General features: G+C 64.8%; 14 protein-coding genes. 8 read left to right on the top strand and 6 right to left on the bottom strand.

Going from position 1 to position 16768, the window contains the following annotated elements; all coding sequences use genetic code 11:
- Positions 1-100: 100 nt before the first annotated feature.
- Entirely contained in the window at positions 101-1903 is a 1803-nt protein-coding gene (locus ABDW57_RS06565) for a CocE/NonD family hydrolase (RefSeq protein WP_343729399.1), read from the top strand.
- A 6-nt stretch (positions 1904-1909) separates the two neighbouring features.
- Here ABDW57_RS06565 and ABDW57_RS06570 read toward each other — a convergent pair whose 3' ends face one another.
- The 3 genes from ABDW57_RS06570 to ABDW57_RS06580 are packed head-to-tail and all read right to left on the bottom strand — an operon-like array spanning position 1910 to position 4598.
- A complete protein-coding gene (locus tag ABDW57_RS06570; protein ID WP_343729400.1) occupies positions 1910-2704 on the bottom strand; it encodes a transporter substrate-binding domain-containing protein in 795 nt (264 codons plus the stop codon).
- Positions 2701-3921: a TCR/Tet family MFS transporter gene (locus ABDW57_RS06575; protein WP_343729401.1), complete on the bottom strand. Its 1221-nt coding sequence runs from the start codon at positions 3919-3921 to the stop codon at positions 2701-2703. The genes ABDW57_RS06570 and ABDW57_RS06575 overlap by 4 nt, the downstream gene beginning before the upstream one ends.
- Before the next feature lie 17 nt (positions 3922-3938).
- Complete coding sequence (locus ABDW57_RS06580) at positions 3939-4598, bottom strand: HD domain-containing protein (RefSeq protein WP_343729402.1); 660 nt, start codon at positions 4596-4598, stop codon at positions 3939-3941.
- 169 nt (positions 4599-4767) lie between these two features.
- On the opposite strand from ABDW57_RS06580, the gene ABDW57_RS06585 reads away from it, so the two are divergent.
- Both ABDW57_RS06585 and ABDW57_RS06590 read left to right on the top strand, forming a co-directional pair.
- A complete protein-coding gene (locus ABDW57_RS06585; protein WP_343729403.1) occupies positions 4768-5262 on the top strand; it encodes a chemotaxis protein CheW in 495 nt (164 codons plus the stop codon).
- A 71-nt stretch (positions 5263-5333) separates the two neighbouring features.
- On the top strand, positions 5334-6962 hold the full coding sequence (locus tag ABDW57_RS06590) for a methyl-accepting chemotaxis protein (RefSeq protein ID WP_343729404.1): 1629 nt from the start codon (positions 5334-5336) through the stop codon (positions 6960-6962).
- A 56-nt stretch (positions 6963-7018) separates the two neighbouring features.
- On the opposite strand, the gene ABDW57_RS06595 is transcribed toward ABDW57_RS06590, so the two are convergent.
- From ABDW57_RS06595 to ABDW57_RS06605, 3 genes are all read right to left on the bottom strand, one after another.
- Positions 7019-7690 carry a ribonuclease HI family protein gene (locus ABDW57_RS06595; RefSeq protein WP_343729405.1) on the bottom strand — a complete coding sequence of 224 codons (672 nt, stop codon included), beginning with the start codon at positions 7688-7690 and terminating at the stop codon, positions 7019-7021.
- Positions 7690-8433, bottom strand: a complete 744-nt coding sequence (locus ABDW57_RS06600; RefSeq protein ID WP_343729406.1) for a hypothetical protein — start codon at positions 8431-8433, stop codon at positions 7690-7692. Before ABDW57_RS06600 ends, ABDW57_RS06595 begins: the two co-directional genes overlap by 1 nt.
- 225 nt (positions 8434-8658) lie before the next feature.
- On the bottom strand, positions 8659-8883 hold the full coding sequence (locus tag ABDW57_RS06605) for a hypothetical protein (RefSeq protein ID WP_343729407.1): 225 nt from the start codon (positions 8881-8883) through the stop codon (positions 8659-8661).
- Between the two features lie 191 nt (positions 8884-9074).
- Here ABDW57_RS06605 and ABDW57_RS06610 point away from each other — a divergent pair, with 191 nt between their 5' ends.
- From ABDW57_RS06610 to ABDW57_RS06630, 5 genes are all read left to right on the top strand, one after another.
- Complete coding sequence (locus ABDW57_RS06610) at positions 9075-12356, top strand: penicillin-binding transpeptidase domain-containing protein (RefSeq protein WP_343729408.1); 3282 nt, start codon at positions 9075-9077, stop codon at positions 12354-12356.
- A 79-nt stretch (positions 12357-12435) separates the two neighbouring features.
- Positions 12436-13746: a hypothetical protein gene (locus ABDW57_RS06615; RefSeq protein WP_343729409.1), complete on the top strand. Its 1311-nt coding sequence runs from the start codon at positions 12436-12438 to the stop codon at positions 13744-13746.
- 11 nt (positions 13747-13757) lie between these two features.
- Positions 13758-14333 (top strand): hypothetical protein, encoded by a 576-nt coding sequence (locus ABDW57_RS06620; protein WP_343729410.1) that lies wholly within the window; start codon positions 13758-13760, stop codon positions 14331-14333.
- Positions 14334-15611, top strand: a complete 1278-nt coding sequence (locus tag ABDW57_RS06625) for a hypothetical protein (protein WP_343729411.1) — start codon at positions 14334-14336, stop codon at positions 15609-15611.
- On the top strand, positions 15608-16693 hold the full coding sequence (locus ABDW57_RS06630; RefSeq protein WP_343729412.1) for a hypothetical protein: 1086 nt from the start codon (positions 15608-15610) through the stop codon (positions 16691-16693). Before ABDW57_RS06625 ends, ABDW57_RS06630 begins: the two co-directional genes overlap by 4 nt.
- Positions 16694-16768 lie beyond the last annotated feature (75 nt).

Raw genomic sequence — 16768 nt, forward strand, 5'->3', positions numbered from 1 at the left:
TATTGCTCCTTTAGAAACTTTTTCTGGAGCTGATATGCGTCGTGGTGTGCTTGCAGCCTTGCTTGTCCTGTCTTTCCCCGCTTTTGCGCAGACGCCGGCCATGGCGCCGGATATCCCCGCCAAGTTCGACACCACCATTCCCAATGCCGACTACATCAAGCGCGATGTGATGATCCCGATGCGCGACGGCGTCAAGCTGCACACCGTGATCGTGATCCCGAAAGGCGCTCAGCGCGCGCCCATGATCCTGAGCCGTACGCCGTATAACGCCAGCGGCCGCGCCAGCCGCAACACCAGCCCGAGCATCCAGGCCATCGTCGGGCAGGGCGATGAAACCATGGTCGGCGAAGGCTACATCCGCGTGTTTCAGGACGTGCGCGGCAAATACGGTTCGGAAGGCGACTACGTGATGACCCGGCCGCTGATCGGCCCCCTCAACCACACCCGCACCGACCACGCCACCGACGCCTGGGACACCATCGACTGGCTGGTGAAGAACGTACCGGAATCAAACGGCAAGGTCGGCATGATCGGCTCTTCCTACGAGGGCTTCACTGTGCTGATGGCCCTGACTGACCCGCATCCGGCCCTGAAAGTGGCGGTGCCGATGAGCCCCATGGTCGATGGCTGGCGCGGCGACGACTGGTTCCACAACGGCGCCTTCCGCATGCCCAACCTGAGCTACATCGCCGGCCAGACCGGCGCCAAGGGCGGCGGCAAGCAGCTGGCCACCGGCGTCTACGACGATTACGAAGGCGTGCTGCGCGCCGGTTCGGCCGCCGATTACGCCGCCAGATTCGGCCTCGATCAACTCAACTTCACCAAAAAACTGTTCGAACATCCGGCCTACGACAGCTACTGGCAGCACCAGGCGCTGGATAAAATCCTCGCCAAAAAACCGCTGAAGGTGCCAACCATGACCGTGGTGGGCTACTGGGACCAGGAAGACATCTACGGCGCCTACGCCGTCTACGAGACGCTGGAGCAGAAAGACACCGACAACCGGAAGAACTTCCTGGTGGTCGGCCCATGGCGTCACAGCGGCGTGAATTACGACGGCTCCAGCCTCGGTGTGTTCAAGTTCACCGGCGACACCGCGCTGGAATTCCGCCGCGACGTGATGCAGCCTTTCCTCGATCAATACCTGAAGGATGGCGCGCCGGCTGCCGATACGCCGCCAGTGCTGTTCTATCAGACCGGCGTGAATCGCTGGCAGAAGCTGCCGCAATGGCCGCTGACCCGGCAGCTTAAGCCGCTGTACCTGCAAAACGGCTTGAAGCTGGGCTTTGACGCGCCACAGGATGGCTACGACGAATACGTCTCCGATCCCGCCAAGCCGGTGCCGTTCGTACCGCGTCCGGTACGCATGGGCGACGGCAATGTGTGGCGTCCATGGCTGGTGAGCGATCAGCGCGCGGTTTCCGACCGCACCGACGTGCTGACCTACGTGACCGAACCGCTGAAAACCAAAGTGCAGATCGCCGGCCAGACCATGGTCAACCTGATGGCATCGACCACCGGCACCGATGCCGACTGGGTGGTGAAACTGATTGACGTCTACCCGGACGAGGTGCCGTCGCAGCCGGAGCTGGGCGGCTACCAGCTGGGCATCGCCATGGACATTTTCCGTGGCCGCTACCGCAACAGCCTTGAGACGCCAGCGCCGGTTCCTGCCAATGAAGTGCAGCGCTACCGCTTTGCGCTGCCGAACGCGAACCACGTATTCCTGCCCGGCCACCGCATCATGGTGCAGGTGCAATCGAGCTGGTTCCCGCTGTACGACCGCAACCCGCAGACCTATGTGCCAAACATCTTCTACGCCAAGCCTTCCGACTACAGGAAGGCGACGCTGAAGGTGTATCACAACAGCGCGGTCGAGCTGCCGGCGGTGGAAGCGAAATAAGCCTGGTCAGCGCGGACGCACGCTGTCATTCAGCAGGTCCGCGCGGAAGTAGTGCAGGTAGCCATCCATGATCTGATTGGATTTACCGGCTTTTTCCAGCATGTCGCGGATCAGCGCATGGTCTTCCGGCTTGAGCGCGTTGGAGACGTAGGCCCCGCTTTGATGCCACGGCAGCTCTGGGATGGCTTCCATCTTCAGCTTTTCCTGCAAGCCGTTCACGCGCGGATCGCGGCGGATGGCGCCGGCCATCAGGGTGGGGCCCATGATGGTGACATCGGCCGATCCCGCATGCAGCAGGCGCGCAATGCCGATCACGTCGACCTCCACGAACAGGCGGCCCTGCTTTTGCAGTTCGTCGACCAGCGCCGTGTAAGCCTCGCCGTAGTCGAAGCCGCGCACCACCGCCACGCGCAGGTCTTTGCGCGCCAGCAGATCCTGCGCGCTGGTGATCGGCGCGCGGCCATTGTTCACCGAGATCAGCATGGCGCGGTGATTGATCATGGGGATGAAGGTGCCCAGCTGATCGCGTGCGGCGGTGCGCGATGCCGGCACCAGCACGTCCGCCAGGCCGGCCTTGAACAGCGCCACCTGGCGCGCGCGCGGCACCACGGTAAACACGAAGTGGCAGCCGATTTTGGGACCGGAGGCGCGCAGCAGGTCGGGATAGATGCCCTTCACGCTGGCGCCCTCGATAATCACGCTGGCGCCGTTGGCCGACACCGGCGCGGTGATATCGCGCGAGCAGCCCGCAAGCGCGTCATGCGCCAGCAGGCAGGCGGCGATGGCAAGGGCAGGCTTCATGCCTGCACCGCGTGTTTGCTGAAGTAGCGCTGCGCCACGAAGATGGCCAACGTCTGCATCATGGCGCACAGGTAGAAGGTGCTGCCCACGCGCCAGTCGTTGGCGGCCAGGTGGCTCACTTCACCCAGGATGGCGGAACCCAGCAGCGGCATGAAGATGACGCCCACGCTGCTGATCGACTGCAGTGATCCCATCAACTCGCCCTGCTCGTTGGGCGGGGTGCTCTTGGAGATGATGCTTTGCAGGGCGGGGCCGATGGCAAACGACAGCACATTGCAGATAATGAGCACATACATCATCCAGCCCTGCGTGGCCAGGCCATACAACAGGTAGGTGATGGCGCCCGACACCAGGCCAAGCACCGACAGCCGCACTTCGCCAAAGCGCTTGATCAGCACCCCGAGCAGGCCGGCCTGCACCACCGCCGCCGTCAGGCCGACGCAGAACAGGGCCGCGCCGTTCTGTCCCGGCGTCCAGTTGAAACGGAAGGTGGTGTACAGCACCCAAGTGGTCTGCAGCATCATGGCGGCCAGCGTCACCAGCGTGTAGGTGACGATCAGGCCGCGGATATCGGCGCGGCGCCCCAGCTTGATCAGTGCGGCGAACGGATTGATCTTGGCCAGCGTGAACGGTGCGCGGCGCGCTTCCGGCAGCGATTCGGGCACCACAAAATAACCATAGGCGAAGTTGGCCACCGACAGCGCACCGGCCACGTAGAACGGCAAGTGCAGATCGACCGTACCCAGCAGCCCGCCCAGCATCGGCCCGCAAATGAAGCCGAGGCCAAACGCGGCGCCGACCTTGCCGAAACTCTTGGCGCGGTTTTCCGGCGTCGAGATGTCTGAGGCATAGGCCGACGCCACCGACATGCTGGCCGACGACATGCCGCCGATCACGCGGCCAATGAACAGGCAGGCCAGATTCGGCGCCCATGCGGTGGTGAAGAAGTTGATCGCCATGCCGGCCATGGAATACAGCAGCACCGGGCGGCGGCCGACGCGGTCGCTGATGGCGCCCAGCATGGGCATGAAAATAAACTGCATCAGGCCAAAGGTGGCGCTCATCACGCCATACCAGTAGGCCTGATTTTCGCGCGTGCCGGTGAATTCCCCCACCAGCACCGGCAGCACCGGCACAATCAGCCCGATGCCCAGCATGTCGATGAAAACGCAGATCAGTACAAAATTCAGATTGCCCGGAGATGCAGGTTTGGTCATGGGGATTCGATGATTGGTTACGGCGCGGCCGGGCTGGCGGCCCATTCCGCGATGAAGGTGTCGCGGAAGGCGATCAGTTCCTTGAGGCGGGTCTCGCCCATCCGGCGGCCGGCAGCGGTCTGCATCTTGCCGGGCAGGGTGGCCAGCTTGGTGTCGATGTGGTCCAGCGCATAGGCCTTGTCATCCAGGTCGCGGTGCAGCGCCATCGGATCGTCCGGGTGCGCCAGCGCCGAATCCATGCGGCCGGCCGTGTAGAACAGGCGCGCCAGGCCGACCGCGCCCAGCGCATCCAGCCGGTCGGCATCCTGCACGATTTTGGCTTCGATGGTCTCGGCACGGATGCCGGCCGAGAAGCTGTGGCTTTCGATGGCGTGCGCCACCGCCGCCAGTTTATTCGGCGGGAAGTCCAGTTCGGCCAGCTGGCGGCTGGCCAGCAGCGCGGCCTTGCGCGAGGCAAGGTGGCGTTCCGGATCGTTCTTGGGCAGATTCACCAGGTCATGCAGATAGCATCCGGCCAACACCACCAGGGCGTCGGCATCCGGATAATCGTCCAGCAGCAGGCTGGCGTTGCGCCAGACGCGGTGCAGGTGGTTGGTGTCGTGCGCGCCGTCTATCCCTTGGGCCGCGTTAGCCAGAGCGACAAGGCGTGGGTGCCAGCTGTTGAGCAAGCTATTCATCGTTCTCCCTGAGTGTGGACGATTTTGGCTCAAATCATACACCATGGTGGAAATCATAATCTGGAAATTGCAATAACGTTATTTATTGCTAAGGCGCATTTATTTGCTGCGAAGGAACTTTACTTGGGGTAACATTATGGGTAATCACTTTAGCAATGAAGGAAAAACCATGTCTAATGTCAGCGAACTGCACGCCACGGCCACCAACGCCGGCGAATATCTGGCCTTTACCCTGGGCCAGGAGGAGTACGGTCTCGATATTCAAAAGGTCAGCGAAATCCGCAGCTATGAGACGCCGACCCGCATTGCCAACGCGCCCGAATTCGTCAAGGGCGTGGTCAACCTGCGCGGCATCATTGTGCCGATCGTGGACATGCGCATCAAGTTCAAGCTGGGTACGCCGACGTACGACCAGTTCACCGTGGTCATCATCCTCAACATCGGCCACCGCGTGGTGGGCATGGTGGTGGACCGCGTGTCGGACGTGACCACGCTGACCCCGGAGCAGATCAAGCCGGCGCCGGAAATCGGCTCGGCCATGAATACCGAGCATATCGTTGGCCTGGGCACCATTGACGAGCGCATGCTGATCCTGGTCGACATCGACAAGCTGATGTCCAGCGCCGACATGGGCCTGATCGACACCACCGCACTGGCAGCGTAATCACGTGCGGGCATGCCCGATGCTGGTTCCGTAGCTTTGTTTTTGATTTACTCTGAGAGGTAGGTGCAAGAATGAATATGTTGGCGAATATCAGTATCGGAAAACGCCTGGCCCTGGGTTTCGCGATCATCCTGGCGTTTGCGATGCTGATCACCGGCATTGGCGTGTGGCGCCTGCAGGGCGTGGCTTCGGCCACCAGCGAAATGATGCAGGTGCCGCTGGCCAAGGAACGCATGATTTCCGACTGGTCGGGCAAGATTGATAGCGGTATCCGCCGCACCACCGCGATCGCGCGCAGCAGCGATCCTTCCCTCGGCGCTTATTTTGCCGAAGAATCCAAGGCTTCCTCCGCCGTTTCCTCCGAGCTGCAAAAGAAAATCGAGACGCTGATTTCCGACGCCGACGAGAAGGAGCTGTTTACCCGTATCGGCGAGCAGCGCAAGGTGTATCTGTCCTCGCGCGACCAGATCGCCAAGCTGAAAACCGCAGGTGAACTGGACGAAGCCAACAAGATTTTTGACAACGTTTTCCGCCCGGGCACGGCCAAGTACCAGGAATTGATCGTCGAACTGCTGAAGATGCAGCGCGCGAAGATCGACGCGGCAGCCCAGCATATCGAGGATATCGCCTCCAGCAGCCGCAATCTGCTGTATGTGCTGGCGGCCCTGGTGCTGGCGTTTGGCGTGACCTGCGCCTGGCTGCTCACCACCGGCATTACCGGTCCGCTGCAGGAGGCGGTGTCGGTGGCGCGCCGGGTCGCCAGCGGCGACCTGACCGGCCATATCGACGATAGCGCCAAGGATGAAACGGGCCAGCTGCTGTCGGCACTGAAGGAGATGAATGCTTCGCTGCTCGGCATTGTGACCGATGTGCGCAGCGGCACCGATCACATTACCACCTCGTCTTCTGAAATCGCGCAGGGCAATCAGGATCTGTCGCGCCGCACCGAGCAGCAGGCAGGTGCGCTGGAGGAGACTGCGTCTTCGATGGAGGAGCTGACTTCCACCGTCAAGCATAATGCGGACAATGCGCGCCAGGCCAATCAGCTGGCGGCATCGGCGGCGCAGGTGGCTGTCAAGGGCGGCGAGGTGGTGGCGCAGGTGGTCGGCACCATGGATTCGATCAATCAGTCGTCCAGCAAGATCGTGGATATTATTGCGGTGATTGACGGGATTGCGTTCCAGACCAATATCCTGGCGCTGAATGCGGCCGTTGAAGCGGCGCGCGCTGGTGAGCAGGGACGCGGCTTTGCGGTGGTGGCTTCGGAAGTGCGCAATCTTGCGCAGCGTTCGGCGTCGGCCGCCAAGGAGATCAAGGCGCTGATTGGCGATTCGGTGGAGAAGGTGAATCTGGGCAGCAAGCTGGTGGCCGATGCAGGCACCACGATGGATGAAATTGTCGCCAGCGTACATAAGGTCAGCGACATGATTTCCGAGATCACGGCGGCCAGCAACGAGCAAAGCGCCGGCATCAACGAAGTGAATCAGGCCATCGGCTCGATGGATGCGGTGACGCAGCAGAATGCGGCGCTGGTGGAGCAGGCCGCGGCAGCGGCGGAATCCATGCAGCAGCAGGCGGCGGCACTGGCCCAGGCGGTCAGCGTGTTCAAGGTGCATGACAGCGTGACGCCATTCACGCCGCGCAGCGCCCGCGCGTCAGCCAGCCGCCCGGCCCTCGAACTCTCGCGCCGCCGCGCGTAAGGCAAAACGGGATCGGCGCCGCCGGAGGGGCGCATCCTCGCTGCTTGCCGCCGGATTCAGCCGGCAGCGGTGGGGCTGGCGATGGCCTGCTGCGATAGACGGTCGGCGTCGCCGTTGCGGTGGCGCGGCACCCAGCGCAACTGCACCTGGCCCAGCGCCGCCATCAACTCCACCACGCGCGCGCGATGCGCCTCCAACCCCTTGGCGCCACGCGCCGCGCCCAGATTCACATCGTTTACCACCACCTGGCTGTCGCCGCAAATCGCAAGCTCCGTCGCGCCCATCTTGACGGCCAGCTCCAGCAAGGCTGTCAGCGCCAGATATTCCGCCTCGCTGCTATTGCCATATCCCGCACGCCGGCTGATCTCCATCCGCTGCCCATCCGGCCCGCACAGCAGGGCGCCAATCCCGATCTGCCCCGGATTGGGATGGGCCGATCCATCAAACCATCCACGCCAGGCGGCCGATGACTGCAAGCCCGCCTTGCGCAGCGCAAGCTTGTGCGCGGCATGGGCCTGTCTTGCCAAACGCCTTTCCTCATCACGCAGCCGTAATTGCTCGCGTTGATGCAGCAGCTGCGCCAATCCGGCCGCACCCGCTGCCAGGGTCAACACCTGGAGCAAGGCCTGCGCCTCAGTCACCTGCATGCGCGCCACCAGACGACGCGCGGCCACGCGCTCGCCCTTGAAGGCGGCCGTGGCCAAGGTGTCAAACTCAAAATGATCCATTAATCGCGACGAGGGTTGTCCGGACGACGATCATACCTGTTTGGTACGCCGTCGCCATCGCGGTCACGGTCGTAGCGGTTCGGGACGCCGTCATGATCGCGGTCGCCGCGGCCGCCGTGGTGGTCGTAGCGGTTGTCATGCCGATCGTAGCGGTTAGGGATGCCGTCATGATCGCGGTCGCCGTTCGGTCCGCGCTCCCAGCGCGCCTCTTCACGGAACCAGCGGCCGTCGCGCTCGATCCAGCGCGGCTGTGCATACACGTAGCCCGGGCGCGAAGCGATCCAGTTACCGCCGATCCAGACGTGGCGGTTGCCGCGCCATTCCCAGTAGCCGGGCGCCCAGATATAGCCGGGGCGCGGGTCGGGAATGCGTTCATAACGTGGTGGAGGCGGCGCGACCGTAATGTAGTCGACACGCGACGGGCCGTTATCGACCACCACCCAGCCGGCAGGGCTCAAACGCCAGCCGCCGTCGGCGCGTACCCATTCGGCAGGACGCCAGCTGCTGCCGATGCGTTCGCGCTCCCAATGGCCGCCCAGCCAGACGTGGCGATAGCCATCCCAGTTCCAGTAGCCGGGCGCCCAGACGTAGCCGTGACGCGGTGCAGGCACGCTTTCAAAACGAGGCGGTGGTGGGGCATTGCCGATCACAACGCTGACGCCGACCTGCGCGGATGCGATGGATGGTACAAAAGCTGCTGCGCTCAGCGCGAGCATGGCGGTAGCGAAAATTGGCTTGATCATGATAGTCCTCCGTCTCTCTTTAATAGCGCGGTTCCGGCGCTTGGACGAACTATATCAAGCGGTAAAAAGTATTGCCGTGAATGATGCAACTTTTTACATATGACACAAAGCTGTTTGCCGCTATGTGCGGTGGCGAACAGATTGCAGGGGAGGAGATCAGGGATAGGGGTAGAAGCTTCGCCTGTTACGCGGGGCCGCGCGTTCAGGCGAAGGTGCTGCGGGCGCTCAAATCGTGCTCGCTTTTTGGGTATCGGCAGCCAGCGTGGTGGCGCGTTCTTCCAGGACCGATTGCAGCTTCTGTTCAGCGGTCATGCGCTTGGCGCTCACCACAACAACTTGCATGCTGGGGTCTTGCACGTCCACGCTGGATTTGTCCAGTGCGTAGGTGGCGCCGCAAGCCAGAGCGACGGTCATCACAAACAGGGCTTCGAAGTTTTTCAGGGTTTTCATTTTGCTTCCTTTCGGTGGTTAAAGTGAGTTTCGATGTGCTCACTGTATCCAAAGCCTCGTCAAGCTGCGATGGGATTGCGACGAGTCGCATTTTTTGCGGCCCGAAATGCGTTTTGGCGGGATGAGAGGGGTGTTTTTCCTCGTCCCCCTGCTAAGCAAAGGCAGACAAAGACCACCAGCGCGAGGGGCAAATGCCGCGATTCATCCATACGATCTTGCAAGCCTGGGCCGAGCGCCGGCGTGCCCGCCGCCGCAGCGCCAACCTGCGTGCCGGCCAGCGCAGCACGCCGACGATGACGCTGGTGCAGTCGCGCCGGACGGGCCCTGATTCGGCATCCACAGCGCCAGTCGCGCGCTCGCGGATGGCATGGATTGCGGCCGGGATGTGCTTCGCGCTCGGCGGCGGTGCGCTGATTGCCGGCCACGCGCGCCATCTGACGGCAGCCACGGCCAGCACGCCGCAGTCGGCCGCCAACGTGCGTGCCGCGCATGCCTATCAATCGGTCCTGCCAGGCATCGCATTCACGGTGCCGGAACAAGCCGGCATCAGCACCAGTCTGCATCCCGGCGGCGCCTTGCTGATCGCCGCAGGCCTGCAAGCCGCGCCGCCCGTGCGGGTGGACCTGTGCAGCCAGATGCGCAGCCCGACCGACAATCGCCTGCTGCCACTGCGCCTCGGCTATCGGTTTGATGACGTCAAGCGCTGGGTGGCACGCAATGAGCAGGCCAATGTACAGATCTCGCTGCGCAACGTGCTGCTGGTGGCTGACCGCAGCAGCGCTGGCGCCATGCCGGAAGTGCAGATCGAAGGCATTGCCCGCGCCGACTTCACCGACCCGTTGAGCGAACCGCTGCAACTGAGCTGGCGCAGCCAGCATGCCAATACCCGCTGGCTGAGTGACGCCAGCTTCGGCCAGGTGGAGCAGGGCACCAGCGGCCAGGTCGCGTTGCGTCAACAGGGCTGGCTGCTGTGGGGCGTAGATTCCGCGCTGCGCATCGAACGCCGTACCAATGCCATGTGCCCGCAGGCCGGTGAGCTGCTGGTCCAGTTGTATCGCCCGGCCGCCGCGACGTCTGGCCCGGCGCTGGTCACCGCGTTTCCGGCGCGTGGCCGCGCGGTCAGCGCTTATCTGGCGCCGGGCACATATCAGGTGCCCAATGGCGCCGGGAACGCGCTGGAAGATCAGGCCCTGTTCGATCAGTTGCAGGCGCAGGGGCTGGTCCGGCTGGCGCCCGGTGGCGCGATCGAACTGGCGCCGCGCGATCTGCCGCAATGGCTGGCTGCCGCCAGCGGGGAGCGGGCGGCGGAGCTGCGCAACTGGCAGCAAGTCCGTCCTGGATCTGCCACCAATAAGCTGTTCAAGCGCCTCTACTATCAGGCTGACGGCGCCTACGTTCGCCAGCAGATCGACATCTACAACAGCGAACGCCGGCTGCTCGCATGGCGCATCAAGGCGCCCGAAGGACTGGCGCTGGAGTGGACCGCCAGCACCGGCAGTGGCGCCGCCCACGGCAATGCGCCGGTGATGGTGGCTACCACCAGCCAGATGCCGGTGTCCGCCTCGCGCCTGTTCGCGTCGCTGCCGCAAGGCTGGCAGCCATGGACCCGCGTGGCGCGCTGGCCGCAAGCCGGCGAAAGCACGGGCGCCCGGCCAACCGTACATCTGACGCTCGCACTGCCGCGCGCCGCTGCGGGAGGGGAGGTGCTGCATCTGCTGGTCGCGGGCCGTGTCGGCGATGGCATCATCGGCGCCAGCGCGCAATCCGCGCCGGCCTGCACCGGCCGCGCCTGCGCTAACAGCGGCGATGTCCGGCAAATGGCGCTGACCCTGCAAGCCGGCGCGCGCAGCGTGCAGCTGGACGTGCAGCCGCTGGATTTCAATGCACCGGAAGACCAGAAATACCGCCACCTGCGTGTGGTTGACGGGCATCTGATCTGGCAGCCGCTCGCCGCCATCGACAACTCCGTCTCGCGCGCTGCCGCGCCATCGCCGGTCCAGCTGCAGGACCGTAATGGCACCACATTGTGGAGCGATGGTGCGCCGAGCGATGCCGCGGTGGAGGCGGGCCTGGCGCCGCTGCTCGGCATCAATCCGGAGCATGCCAGCGGCATCGCCGGCATGCTGGCGCGTCTGCCCGCCGCGGATGGCGTGGTGCAGGCCAGACTGACGCTGGACCTGCCCCTGCAGGCGCTCAGCCAGCGCATTCTCGACTGCGTGGCCATGCAGCGGGGCCGCTGGGATACGGGCCGCTGCATTGGCGGTCAGGCCGCACAGGAGGGCCGTCACGCCGGCATCGTCATCCTCGACACCGAAACCGGCGACATCCTGGCGGCAGCGGGCGCTGGCGCGGGCAACGTCACCAGCGCCAATTGGGCCGAGGTGCGTGACTTCGACCGCACCAGCCCCGCGCGCAGCCCGCTGCGCCTGCCGGCGCTGCAGCATGATGGCGGCGCGCACCAAAGTCCTGGTTCCACTTTCAAGGTGGTGAGCGCACTGGGACTGGAAATCGCCGCGCAAAGCGATCCGCAGATCGACGCGCTATTGGGCGGCATGCCGCTCCCCGCCATCAATCGGCTGGCCGCACAGCGCGGCTATGGATTCCAGACCGATGCCGCCAGCTATCCGCTGAACCCGCGCCTGGCCCACATCACCAACTACCGCGAACAAAGCCTGGATCGCCGCGCACAGGAAGGCCGCCTCGGCCTGGCACAGGCACTGACCTACAGTCTGAATACCTGGTTCGCCTGGTCCAGCGAGCTGAGTGACCGCAGCCTGTTCGGCCGCCCGGACGGTGGCGCGCCTGACCTGCAAGCGCTCGACCCCGATGCGCTGGACAGTATTCGCCCCATCGTGGCGGCCGCGCACCGCCTCGGCTTTGAACAATCGCTGCGGCTTGACGGCGGCTTGCTGCCGGCCGATTTCAACTGGCGCAGCTGGGACGCATTGCAGGCCACGCCGGCGCACATGGACCCCATCCACACCCGTCACGAGCTGCGGCAGATGGCCATCGGCCTGCGCATGCAGGTGACGCCGCTGCAAATGGCTCTGGCTTCAGCGGCGGTCGGACAGGGGCGGGTGGTGGCGCCGCGCATGCTGCTGTCGCTGGGGCGCGAGCAGGCCGTCGTGCCGGCTGCGCCGCCACTGGGCATCCGGCTGGACCGCATCAAGGCCGGCATGAAAGGTGTTGTCGATGTCGGTACTGGCGCCGGCGCGTTCCGCAGCGTGGCGCTGGCCGGCGTACGTCCTGGCTTGTACGGCAAAACCGGCACTGCGCCCAGTGGCGAGGAGACGGCCACGGTCTGGTTCACCGGTTGGCTGGAACCGGGCAGCCTGCCAGGTCAGACCCACAGGCTGGCGATGGCGGCCTTCGTCAGTCATTCCGACGCCACCGGCGGCGAGCACGCGGCCCCGGTGATTGCCGCCATCCTGTCTACGCTGGCAGCACAGAACGGTGAACAGAAGGGGAAATAGCCTTGTAAACGGGATAATGCTCGTTGCCTTTTTATGGCATGCTTGAAAAGCCTTTTGATTTACTCACTTACAGGACTTTATGCGCTTGCCAGGAACCCGCTATCAGGAGCATGGCTGGGAACAAGTGCGCAAGCTGCTGGGACTCTGCTCGTTGCAGGCGTTCCGGCAGATTGAAATGCACCAGGTGCTCGACCCCGAGCAGCACGCGGCGCTGCTTGACGCCTATACCGATGCGGTAGCGGCGTCGTTGCGCGCCAACGCCCGCACCGCACGCGGCGAGGCCGAAGGCAACAGCTACGGCGAGAGCGTGTATGAATTGTCGCTCGGCCTGCTGTATGAGCTGCAGGCGCAGCCGGCATATTGGACCGCGTTTGTGGCGGCCATGGCGAGCGAGCATGCGCGCAGCGGCGCATTCTGGCACGATGCGGCAGCCGAGGGTGTACTGCGCAAGAAGATCAACGACATGTATGCCACCTTGCGCGACAAGGTCGATGCGGATAATTACATCGTCGCCACAGGGCGCGAGTGTTCGCCCAACAAAATCTACACTTACCGGATGCTGGATACGGCCTATCGCGATATCGCCAGCCTGTTCGCGGCGTGGGAGCAGAATGCCGCGCAGGTTGGGGCGATCCTTGGGCGGACGCTGGCCGGCACCCCGATCGAGGTGCGGCAGATGAAGTCGATCTCCGGCTGCAAGTCAGAGTGGATTATCCGCTGGAGCGAGTCGCTGGAGCAGTTTGCCGGTGCGCCGGGGCCCTTGCACACCAAATCCAAGCGCTTTGCCAGCTTGAAGAACAGCCCGGAAAAGATCGCGTCGCTGCTGGCGGAAATTGGGGATTACGAAGAGCTGTCGGCCAATTTGGACAGCGCGGAAGACTGGCAGGGCGAGGCCGGCGAGGCGGCGCTATGGCTGGAAGATTACTGGCGGGTGCTGGGCGAGTCGGAACAGGAGGAGGCCAGCGGGCAGCCGTGCGACGACGACCGCATCCTCCCCGCACCCGAGTCGGATGAGGAAGATGCCGCCGAGGCGGACCCGGCGCCGACAGATACTGAGGTGGTTAGTGAGGCTGATCTGGCGGCCGAACAGGCGCGCGCCGATGGTCTTTCCCTGCCCCTCCGCTATCTTGAATTGGCGCGGGCAGCGCAGGAAGCCGGCAGTTGGACGGTGCGCGTATTGCGTGACGAGTCGCTGCCGATTCGCCTGGCGGTTTACCAGAAGCTGCTGGGCGCAGCCGATGACACCTATCCGGACGCCTGGCTGGACCCGGCCACCGGCGAGCTGCCGACCTTGCAGCAGTTGGCGGCACTGGACCAGATTTCGATGCCGACGCTGCGCAAGCGCCGTAATGAAGCGATCGCCAAGCTGCAGGCAGCGGGCGCGCGATGAAGGAGAACGATTTGAACTCAGCACAAGATGATCTCGAAGCGCGTTTGCGCGAACGCGTGCTGCTGTCACGCCCAGCGCCGGGCGATCGCCTGATGCTGGCCGACGCCACCATGCTGGCGGCCCTCGACGGCAGCCGTGTCCTGACGCCGAATGAGCGGCAGGCCCTGACCGCGTCGCCATTGACGTTGCGCCGTTTCCGCCAGTTGTCGCTGGAGCGCCATGCTGCCGTGCAGCCGGCCGCCAACGATTCAGCGTGGACCGGCAGTCGTGGCATGCTGCGCGCGGCGGCTACGGCGGAGACGCTGGATGCACTGGTGACGGACGATGGCTACTGGACCTTGCATTTCCTGCCGCAGGATGGCGGCTGGCAGGTGATTCTGAGCTTGTCGGCCGAGGCGCCGTTTGCGGTGCGTCTGCTGCGGGAGCAGCCGCAGTTGCGCGTTATTGATGGCGGTGGGGCGATCGTCCTGCAAGGACGGCTCGATGCGGACGGCGAATGTGAGCGCGCGTGGCCATTTGCGACGGCGCCGGCGTCGCATTTTCAACTCTATGGAGCCGGCTTTGCCGTCGAACCGGTAGCGCCGTAGATGATGGGATTGTTCAGCCGCCGCCGCAAACCGGCCGCCGATACAGGCGGCCTTGGCACCTCTCTGATCGCGCTGCGGCTCGATGCGGGGGATATCGCGCCGGCCCAGAGCATGGTGGTGATCTTCAATGCGGCCGGCCATGCACGTCGTGCTGCTGCTGGCAAGGTGTCGTGCGAGCAGGGGGAGGTGGTGTTTTGCTTTCATCCGGGGCCGTACACGGCGGACCTGATACCGTTTGCGGCGGCGCCGGAGTGGGGGCTGCGGCTGCGGTTTGTGGTGGATGCGGCCAATCCGCGTGTGTCGCAGCAGCGGTTTGATTTGTATTTGTACAGCGAGACGGCAGGGCGCCTGACGTTGGCCGATTTCGCATCGTCGGCGGAACTGGCGCTGCAGGCGGAGTTGGCGCAGGGGGCGCTGGATCTGCCGCCTTGCACCACGCTGGAGGAATGGCACGCGTTTCGGGCTGGCCTGAATCAGCTGATGTACACGCGGTATGGCGTGACGGTGGACGACTGCGTGCCGGTGGACCTGGGCGAGCAAATCGACTACGCCGCCATCCTGCAAACCCGCGCCGCCACCGCGCCCACCGAGCGAACCAGCCTGCCGCCCGCGCGCCCCGCTGTGCCGACCGCGCACACCAGCGCACCGGCCACACCAACCGCCGCGTCCACCGCGCCTGTCGCCGCGTCCACCGCGCCTGCCACGCAATCTGGCGTGCCGCCCGTGCCGCCGGCCGCACCAACCGCGCCGGCTGCCGTGCCGGCCGCGCCAAGCTTCGCGTCGGTCCTACAAGCCCACGGCGCTATGCCATCTGCTGCCTCCGCGCCTGCTGCTGGCGCCTTCGCCGCATCATCGGCAGGGCCGGTGGCGGAACAGGATGCGCGGTCTTTGCGCCGCCTGTTCCTCGAACTGCCCGCGCTGAGCACAGCACTGCGCATTCTCACGCTCCCCGAGGACCTGACTATCTTCCAGCAGCACCAAGCCCTGCTGATGCGCCTCGGCATGGCAGCGCTGAACGTCAACACCATGCCCGCGCTGGCATGGGCCGCCCCGGACCTGCCGCTGCCCGCCGACGACCAGGCCCGCCGCAGCGCCCAAACCCTGATCGCCCAGACAGCGCTGGACGAAGCCTGGTCCCTGCTGGCCCGCCTTCAACGCGCAGACCCGCAGCAATGGCCGCAGCTACTGGACGAAGCAGACCGCATCTGCGCCAACCTGGAAACCGGCCTGTCGCTGCGTCGCACGCCGCACATCGCACGCATGGAGCCATCATTATGAGCACCATCTCCATCACCGCAGTCCCTACCAACGCCGAATGCCGCAGTGTGCTGGCCGATGGCCGCACCGTCACCATTACCGCCAGCCGCCGCCCGCGCGCCAATCGCGCCGACGTCAAGTGCACAGTGCCGAATGCCCCGGCGATTGCTGAACACATGCAGCAAGTGGTCCGTCTCGCGCGTCACACGGAGGTGCGCCTCGACAGCCGCGATCAAGTGGTGCTCAGCATGGATCTTGCTCCCGCCGCCAACGAACGCGATTGGGAGCTGGCCGCCGTCCTGGCTGACCGCATGGTCCGCGGCCTGCATCCAATCAGGGCCGGGCAGCAAACCACCGCCCAAGGCCGTTCCGACGCCTGGCACATTGGCCGCGTCGACGGTATCGTGCATGTCGCGACAGTCCTCACGGCCGGCGCCGGCGCGGCTGCCGCCTTACACGATGCCGGCACCACCGCAGCCGCAGCGGTGCGGGGTGGCGATGGCACGCTGCACATCACCCACCTCGGTGCGCTGACCGGCCACGCCGACCTGTCGGCCGCCGTATCCACCGTGCGCACCTGGTTCCCGTTGCACAGCGGCGGCGTCAATGACACCCTCGGTTGGCTCGAAGTCAGCGTCTTCCCGCTGGAAGCCCCGGCGGCCAGCGAAGAAGACAGCATCGCCGCCCCCGGCCTCGATTTGACAGCTCAGCAGGACGTTCGCCACACCCTGGCCGCAGCCCGCCACTTCGACGGCAAAGGCCTGCACCGCTGGCGCAGCGTGGTCCGCTTTGGCCAGCCGCGCTTCCAGGGCGGCTCCTACCAGCTGGCGCTGGTGATGGCCGATCGTCTCGCGCGCGGCCGGGAATTCGTCCCGCGCGGCCGCATCATCGCCACTGGCAGCTCAACCGCGTGGCACGCCGGCCGGGTCGACACCGTGGAGGGCCGCGAACCCAAGCTGGAATTAATACTCAGTCAAGTAAACCACGGCGACCGCGTGCTGCTGCCCAAGGACTGGCAGGACCATCTACCGCCGGGCTACGCCGCCGGGCTACGCCAAAAAGGCGCAAGTCTGGCCTGTATTGACAAGATTGGCATGATTTAAACCGTGCGCAAGAAGCAAACCGGGCGCGCCCTGCTAAAATCGGCAGATCGCAGGACAGCCCTAAAGATGAATCGT

Source organism: Duganella sp. (assembly GCF_039595735.1).
In the GTDB taxonomy this organism is placed as follows: Bacteria; Pseudomonadota; Gammaproteobacteria; order Burkholderiales; family Burkholderiaceae_D; genus Rugamonas.